The 7,873-nt window shown below is 60.8% G+C and carries 2 protein-coding genes and 5 pseudogenes; 1 reads left to right on the forward strand and 6 read right to left on the reverse strand.

The features are described from left to right. From PKKP23_RS32835 to PKKP23_RS32850, 4 genes and pseudogenes are all read right to left on the reverse strand, one after another. On the reverse strand, positions 1-328 hold a 328-nt coding region (locus PKKP23_RS32835), incomplete at its 3' end, for a DUF937 domain-containing protein (protein ID WP_126880013.1). A 647-nt stretch (positions 329-975) separates the two neighbouring features. Next, positions 976-3,450 (reverse strand): annotated as a pseudogene (locus PKKP23_RS32840) (cell surface protein); the annotation flags it as partial. Between the two features lie 125 nt (positions 3,451-3,575). Next, complete coding sequence (locus tag PKKP23_RS32845; protein WP_126880014.1) at positions 3,576-4,145, reverse strand: recombinase family protein; 570 nt, start codon at positions 4,143-4,145, stop codon at positions 3,576-3,578. A gap of 951 nt (positions 4,146-5,096) precedes the next feature. After that, a pseudogene (locus PKKP23_RS32850) lies at positions 5,097-5,846 on the reverse strand (IS5 family transposase). Positions 5,847-5,885: 39 nt separating this feature from the next. Here PKKP23_RS32850 and PKKP23_RS34750 point away from each other — a divergent pair. Next, positions 5,886-6,767, forward strand: a pseudogene (locus PKKP23_RS34750) (transposase); the annotation flags it as partial. A 70-nt stretch (positions 6,768-6,837) separates the two neighbouring features. Here PKKP23_RS34750 and PKKP23_RS32860 read toward each other — a convergent pair. Both PKKP23_RS32860 and PKKP23_RS32865 read right to left on the reverse strand, forming a co-directional pair. Beyond that, positions 6,838-7,095: pseudogene (locus PKKP23_RS32860) on the reverse strand (transposase); the annotation flags it as partial. An 18-nt stretch (positions 7,096-7,113) separates the two neighbouring features. Continuing rightward, positions 7,114-7,746: pseudogene (locus PKKP23_RS32865) on the reverse strand (IS3 family transposase); the annotation flags it as partial. Between the last annotated feature and the right edge of the window lie 127 nt (positions 7,747-7,873).

Below are 7,873 nucleotides of genomic sequence, written 5' to 3' on the forward strand. Positions count from 1 at the left end.
GGACACGGTCGCCGAACAGCTCGGCGAGCAATGCCGAACCGGCCTTCATGTTGGATTCCGTCACCGCGCCGCCCGAAAAGAAATTGTCCAGATTCGTGCGCACCAGCGACCGGTCGAGCCGCGGCGAGTCGAGCACGGCCGTGAGCGCATCGGCGCCCGAGGGAGTTGCCAGACCCCGATGGATGATCGCCGCAAGAAGATTCGGCAAAAGCGAATCCACTGCATCCTTCACATCGCTCCTCGCCTCTCCGAGAAACGGAGGAGCCTGCTCGCTGACCGGCGTTGCAACCAGGTTATGCAACGTCCGAAGAATGTCGGGATACGTCATACACAGTTTCTCCTTGCGGTTTAAAAAACTGCTCTTTTTCTTTATCGATCTTTCATTTAAGCAAAAGTGAAAAAGATTAAATCGATTGACGACGCATAACGTCCTGAAATTTATCGAGTGAGCAAGCAATAGTCGGCCACCACACGCGCGAAATCTGCGTATGGACGAACGAAAAACGACCGACGAAATCGGTCGTGGCAGTGGCTTCAGCGGGATGAGTCGTCGAATCGTGCCGCGAGACGGCACATGACGATTTCGAGGTGGATTCCCTGCTCCGCTATGCTGCGGATCATAATGAGCATCACGAGACGCTTTGATGCGTGTGGCTCAAGTATAGAGAGTCTTTACAACGAAATGCAACAAAAAAACAACCGCGCTGCCCAGTCAGACATTGCATTACGCACGAGCGACGTCGGGGTAACGCCCCAGCTCGATCCAGGTTCTCGCGAGCGAGTACAGAACGGTGAAACGCGCGAGCTGTCGTTGCCGATGGCGAACCGTCTCCGGACGTTCCCCCCGGATTGCAGGCCTCACGCGGGGATCTGCATTGATCCGGTGGTAGTGGCGGTTGTCGCACGCGGCTGGAATGCGCCGGTCAACCTCGGCGTGCCCAGACAGGATTGTCGTTCTGTAGGGGTAGTGGTCCGCGTCGCGCCGGTCGCACTGACCTGGTTGAGCGTACTGGCCGCCGTATTGAGCAGCAGGTCGCCGCCCACGTTCAGGGCAAGGCTGCTGGCGTTCACGGTCGCCGAGGTCAGGTCGACCTTGCCGGCGCTCGCGAGCGACATGAGGCTGCCGCTCTGCAGTGTGCCGAACGCATTGTCGATCTGCTGTCCCTGGATCGACAGCGTATTGCCGGCCTGCACCGTGCCGCTGTTCGTGAAGGTCTGCGCGTTCTGCAGATCGATGTCGGTTGCAGCGATCAGCGGCCCGTTCATGTTCTGCTGGCTGGCCTGTGCGAGATAGACGACCGGCACGAGTACCGACTGCCCGTCCACGACCTCGGTCTGCATGATGACCACGCTGGTCGTCAGCGCGGCGACCTGCGCGGCAGACAGCGCCATGCCGAGTGGCAGGTCAAGCGACTGGGCGAGCGACGCGCCCGCTGCGAGCAGCGCCTGGTACATCGACTGTGTATCGGCATAGGGGCCAAGGACCGCCTTGCCGGTCAGCGACGCGATCTGGTTGCGCACGAGCTGCTGCTCGTACATCACGTCGCCGAGACGCTTCTCCGCCGTCTGCGGATTCAGGCCGAGCTGCTGCAGGTAGTAGTTGCTCGAAATGAACGATGTCCGGCTCGTAAAGGCCGGGTTCGTCTCGATCAGGCACGGCTCGCCCGGTGCGGTGTCCCGTCTGAACAGACCGCCCTGCGGGATCGTCAGGTTACCTGAGGACATTGACGGCGGTCGCACGCGCGATGACCGGATTGACCTGGCCCGCGCTGCCGCTCACCGTGGCATTGACGCCGCCCACGGACTGGCCGGGTACAAGCCTGAGGGAGGGAATGCCCGCGTTGCCCACTGTGTTGCTGATGCTCACGCCGTTGCCGGCGAGCGTGCCGCCGGCAACGAAGGTCGATTCGTAGGCGGGCAGCGCATACGTGCGGATATCGGCCGGGGCCGCCTGGTAGCCGCCGGGATTGGAGCCTGAGAACGGCGCGTTGCCGAACGGCAGCGTCCAGTCCCCGATGCGGTGGTCGTAGTTCGTGTAGTGGTAGTACCCGGAGTAGGTGACCTGCACTTCCGGCGCGGCCTGCCCCGCCAGCTGTTCTGGTCGAGCGTGACGGGCGCGGCAATGTTGCCCGCCGCGGCGACCGCGCTCCAGTAGTTCTGGAACAGGCCTACCTTCGACGCGTCGAGATTGCCGCCCGCGATGATCTGCGCCTGCGGGCTGATCGAGGCGATCAGGTTCGCTACCGCCACGCCCGTGTAGGTCGTGTACTGGTAGCCGCTGTTCCACTGCCCGCCGTTGGGCGGCACCGTGTAAACACCGCCAATCATGGTCAGGAACGCCGGGTTGCCGGGAGTGGTCCAGCCGACGTAAGGATGACCGGCGGAACACGCGGCGATATTGATGGCCTCACAGCCGGACAGGCTGATGCCTAGCTGCGTCAGCAGCGACGGATCGACCGGCTGGTTCAGGCCGGTCGTTGTCATCACGCGCCGGGTGTTCGTGACCTGGCTGGCGCCGAGCGTCATGTCGCCCGCCGACTGGATCAGCGCGGACACGTTCCGGATCAGGTTCGCGTTGCTGTAACTGCCGTCCGCGTTCTTCCCACCGGCCAGCACGACCCTGCCCAGCCCGTAGATCGCGGTGGTCGCCTGCGTGTCGGTGGACGTGACGTTGTCGACGTTCTCGATGTCAGGTGAGAGCAGTTCAAGCAGGCCGTTGCTGTCCGTCGCACCAATGAGCGCCGCCGGCCCCGTGTTCGACAACCGCCGGGTGGCATTGAGCGAAACGCTGCCGCCGACCAGGGCCCCGGTATTCTCCAGCGTGGCCGAATGCGTCGTGAGCGTGCCGCCCGCCATCATCGCGCCACTGTTCTGGATGTCCGACGCGTTGACGTTGAGGTCGTGGGCGGCCTCAAGCGTTGCGGCATTGGTGAGCGTGCCGGGCAGCGTGAAGGTCAGGTCGTGGCCGGCGCTGAACTGGACACCGGAGGTCAACGCAAAATCGCCCTGTACGGTCACCGCGACGTCGTGCGCCGCGCTGTATGCGCCACCGCCTGTGAGCGCCGCCGCCTTCACCGTGAGGTCGTGGGTCGCCCCGATCTGGCCGTTCGTGTCCGTGACCGTGCCGGTTGCCGTGATCGCGACGTCGCCGCCCGAACCAGCGAAGGTGCCAATCCTGCCGCCGCTGTTATCCACGGTGTCCGACTGCACCGAGATGTCCGCGCCGCTTATCTGGCCGCCCTGCGTGTTGGAAAGCAATGACGTACTGACGGCGACATTGCCGTTACCGGTGATGACGCCGCCACTGTTGATGGTCTGGCTGCCGCCCTGTACGGACGTATTTCCGGTGCCGAGGTTGCTGACGAGACCGCCGGTATTGTCAATGGACGAAGCCTAGATCGCGAGCGTGCTGCTGTCGCCCGCTGTCCCTGTCCCCGACTGGATCTGTCCGTGGGTCGGGCCTTGACGCTACTAACCCGGTAAACGGCATGGAAATCACGGGGACCCCGAACTGGCGTGTCGGCACGCATACGACGTCGCTCATCAGCACGTGATTGCCGCTGCGCACGAATGACTTACAGTCCTCTCTTTCTCAAATGTCGCTGCAGCGTGCGCCGATGCACGTTCAGCGTCTGCGCAACGACCCTCGACGGATACTCCTTCAATAATGACAGCGCTTGCTCGCACTTCTCGTCGTCCAATGCCGATGGACGACCGATGTGGCTTCCCCTTGCTCGCGCGGCCGCGATCCCCGCTCGGGTACGCTCGCTGATGAGTCCTTGCTCGAACTCCGCCAGCGCGGCAAGCATATGAAACGTGAAGCGTCCGCTGGTCGAGCCCGTATCGATGTACTCGGTCAGCGATACGACACGAACATTGCGCATTTCGAGATCGCTGATGATCGTTGCCAAGTGCCGCAATGAGCGGCCTAGCCTGTCCAGTCGCCAAACAACCAGCGTGCTACCGTGTAGGACAGCCTCAAGTGCGTCCTGTAGTCCGGGACGATCAAAGCGCGCCCCCGACTCGCCGTGATCAGAATAGGTGACGTCACAACCATATGCCTTGAGTGCCTGTAATTGTAGGTCAAGATGTTGTTCTCCCGTGGATACGCGCGCGTATCCGACCTTTCTTTTCCCCATTGGCATATATCTTCTCTGTTTTTTACGAATAAAATTTCTATTTGTTACTCTGTTTTCGCGGTTCTGTTGGCGTCCTTTCCGTCCATTCGTTAGCCGCCGGATCAGCGGCGGACCTGCCGTCTTCAGGTACTGGACATGTCAGGTCCAGACGCACAACATCTGTCCTTTCGATGTGCCGGTACATGGCCGGGCGATACGGTCATCATTCCGCCCCCGAGTGCCCCGTCCGATTGAGGGGGCACGCAGTCATACATGCGTTTGGCGTAACCGCTTGGAGCGGAAAAAAATCGTCAACCATTGTCAAATTTCTTCACAAACCACCGCCCATCCGCACTGGTGGCCTGACCGGGCGTGCACCGCGTCCCTGACCGCGCCTCGATTTCGCGTACCGTGATAGTTGCATTAATTTTACGCGCATACAGGAGATTACTTTTCAGAAAGGCAACTACCGAAACGGAAATGCATAGGCTTGCTTAGCGTTGAGAGTAACAGACTTGCCTTCTGTTACTCAGAATATTCAATCCGCATGCAATAAAGACACAATGTCAACGTATGGTTGACCCACCAACTTTTCGTCATTTTCCTTGTTGATCGTCAAGGCCTATTATGAATCGTCAGATACTGTCAAATAACGATTCAGCCGCCAGCCACCGTCCCTCTGGAGCGACTGAGCTGTAGTGCTTGATCCGGGTACGTCGATCTGACGCTACACGTCCTTAATCTAGGTGGAGCCGATGATGTTCTCCAAACAGTCTTCTCATCTTCGCCGCTCCTACAGCAGGCTGTCATGACGCGCAGGAGATTCTTGGTCACCTGATTTGACATAAACAATCTCGCGATTTACTTGTTTATGGAGAACTATCCATTGATGATGGGCGACACAGCCTGCCGCTCGAGACACGACTGACATCCTGTTCTGACTGTTATCACAGGCGGCCCGTCAGGGCTGTACGCCCCTTAGAGCGGCCAACACAAGTTATCAACGAAGCGCGAGCAGATAACCGCGGCAGCCATGGAGAGCAAAGCGAGATGAGTGCCGAGACGACGTTCGAAACGAATGCGCAGATTGCCGAAACCGGCAAACCAGGCATGCGTACGTTCGACCACCCAGCGATGCCGCCCGAGCCGCTCCTTGCTTCGGCGGGCGATACGAGCCGTGGTGCCACGCTGCCTCAGGTAACGCCGACAACGAGCAAAGTCGTATCCCTTGCCCGCATGCAGTTTGCTCGAGCACTTGCGGCGCTGGCCAACCAGGTCGCAGATTGCCGGAATGGCATCGAGCGTGGGCTCGAATGCCATCGAATCGTGCCGGTTGGCACTCGTGACCGTGACGGGCAGTGGAGTGCCGCGCGCGTCTACGACGATGTGCCGTTTCGAACCGAGCCTTCTCCGGGCGGCCGGATTGGGACCGGGTTCGTGGCCTCCATAGGGCTGGGCACACTGGCCCCGTCGACGATGACCCGCTCCCAGTCTATCTGGTCGTCCTTGCGCAACCGGCGAAGCATCGCCGATCCAGTTTCTCGCACACGCCTGCGGCTTGCCAGTCTCGTAGCCGTCGTCAGCAGATCATTCCGCTCCCGAAACCGAGTTCATGCGGCAAGTCTTCCATGGAATGTCTGTGTGCAGGACATACAGGGTGCCACTCAATGCCGCAGGTCGTCATCCACCGTGCGGCCGTCTACTGCCGTTGGGCGACGCCGTGAACATCGGAATAAACGGCTCAAATGCCGCCCCCAAAAGGTGGGCTCGGGTTGCCGCCTGCACAAGGTGTGCGAAGAGCTCGGTCGGAGTGCGCGCACGTTCCAGCGCTGGGTTGGTGACGGCGACGCCGCACGCGCCGATGGCCGCAGTACAGCCAATCGACCATAGCCGCGTAACAAGCTAAGCGAGGCCGAGCGGCGGCAGATTCTGGAGGTGGCCAATAGCGCCGTGGTCGCGCGCGCCAACCTTCTCGGCATATGGTCACCAGCCATTGTGCGACGGCGCCGAATCAGCGGTGGTCGTGGGACATTACCTGGACGCCGGCGGCGATCAAGGGCAAGTACTACTGGTACATGGTGCTGGACGTGTTCAGCCGCAAGATCGTCGGGCACGAAGTGCAGGAGGCGGAATCGGCTGAGCTTGCCGCGTTGCTCATGCGGCGTACGAGCTTGGCCGAGGGCTTGGCGGGACAACCGCTGGTGCAGCATTCGGACAACGGCAGCGCGATGAAGGACACGACGATGCTCGCGACGCTGGAAAACCTCGGAGTGGTGGCTTCGTTCAGCCGACCGCGCGTGGGCAACGACAACCCCTACGCTGAGGCGCTATTCCGTACGTACAAGTACCGGCCCGACTACCCGCGCAAAGCATTCGCGAGCCTCGACGCTGCGCGTGCTTGGACGCAACAGTTCGTGCGTTAGTACAACCATGAGCGCAAGCACAGCGGCCTGAAATTCGTCACGCTGGCGCAGGCTCACAACGGCGTCGACACCGCCGTGTTGGCGCAACGCGATGCCGTCTTACGCGCAGGCCAAAGCAAGCAACCCGCGCCGTTGGTCTCGCTCGACTCGCAATTGGGAATTGAAGGCCGAGGTCTGGCTCAATCCGGAGCGTACGCCCCGAGCCGAATTAAAGCAGTGCGCGTGAAGCGACGCGACAACTACGTTGACAAACAGCGGCAATGCCGCCTGATCACCGAGGTAACGCAACGATGTGGACGCAGATCATTGACTATGGCCTCGAAACAGCCAGCCTGAATCCACCGTTGCATCTGCTGGTAGACCGTCTCCCACGGCGGAAAATCATTGGACAACAAACGCCACGGTGCGCCCGCGGGCACAATCCAGCGCAATGCGTTGAACATCTCGCGCAGCTCGTAGCGGCGCTGGGGCGCGTCCTTGTTCATCAAGGTCAGGTACAGAGCGGCGAAATACCACCCTTCATTCGATACTGCCGTTTCCCGCGAATTTCGTATCCGTTAACCGAGCGTTTATTATGCCGCCTGCTTTCGCTGGGCGGCGTGCCAGTTTTGTTCAAACTGCATCGGACTGATGTAGTTCAACGTCGAGTGCAGACGCCCATGATTGTAGAAGCTCAATCAGTCGATCACCTCGTCCATCGCTTCGCGACGCGTCGCAAAGCGATGACCGTGAATGCGCGCCCGCTTCAGCGATCCCCACAGGCTCTCGGTCGGCGCGTTGTCCCGGCAGTTTGCCCGGCGGCTCATCGAACTGCGCATGCCGTAACTCTTGAGCAGATCCTGGAACTCGGCGCTGCAATACTGGCTCCCACGGTCGCTATGCACGATCAGTCCGGCCTCCGGCCGACGCCGGAACCACGCCATTCGCAACGCGTCAGAAACCAGCTCCGTGCGCATGTGCGGCTTGAGAGACCATCCCACGACCTGACGACTGAACACGTCCAGGATGAGCGTCGGGTACAGCCGGCCCTCGTCGGTCCAGAGATAGGTAATGTCTGTCGTCCAGACCTGATCGGGTTTCACCAGCGAAAAGTCACGTTGCAGCAGGTTCGGTGCGACCGGCAGATTGTGCCTGCTGTCGGTCGTGGCTTTGAAGCGCCGCTTGGTGCGCGCCTTGATGCCGTGCAGTTTCATGAGCCGCTGAACGAGCAATCGTCAAGAGTGGTGTACGCGGGTCAGGCGGCATGATCAGGCGGCCAGCGCTTGAGGAGCCGGTGTGCTTTCAATCACCGGAGTGCCGTCCTTGAAGGGAATGCCCTTCAGGAGCGGCTCG

The organism is Paraburkholderia kururiensis JCM 10599 = LMG 19447, assembly GCF_003986935.1.
GTDB classification, from domain to species: domain Bacteria; phylum Pseudomonadota; class Gammaproteobacteria; order Burkholderiales; family Burkholderiaceae; genus Paraburkholderia; species Paraburkholderia kururiensis.

What these genes read in the sequence shown, in the direction of transcription:
- PKKP23_RS32845 (WP_126880014.1), bottom strand. Translation starts at nt 4,145, where the DNA reads ATGCCAATGGGGAAAAGAAAGGTCGGATACGCGCGCGTATCCACGGGA.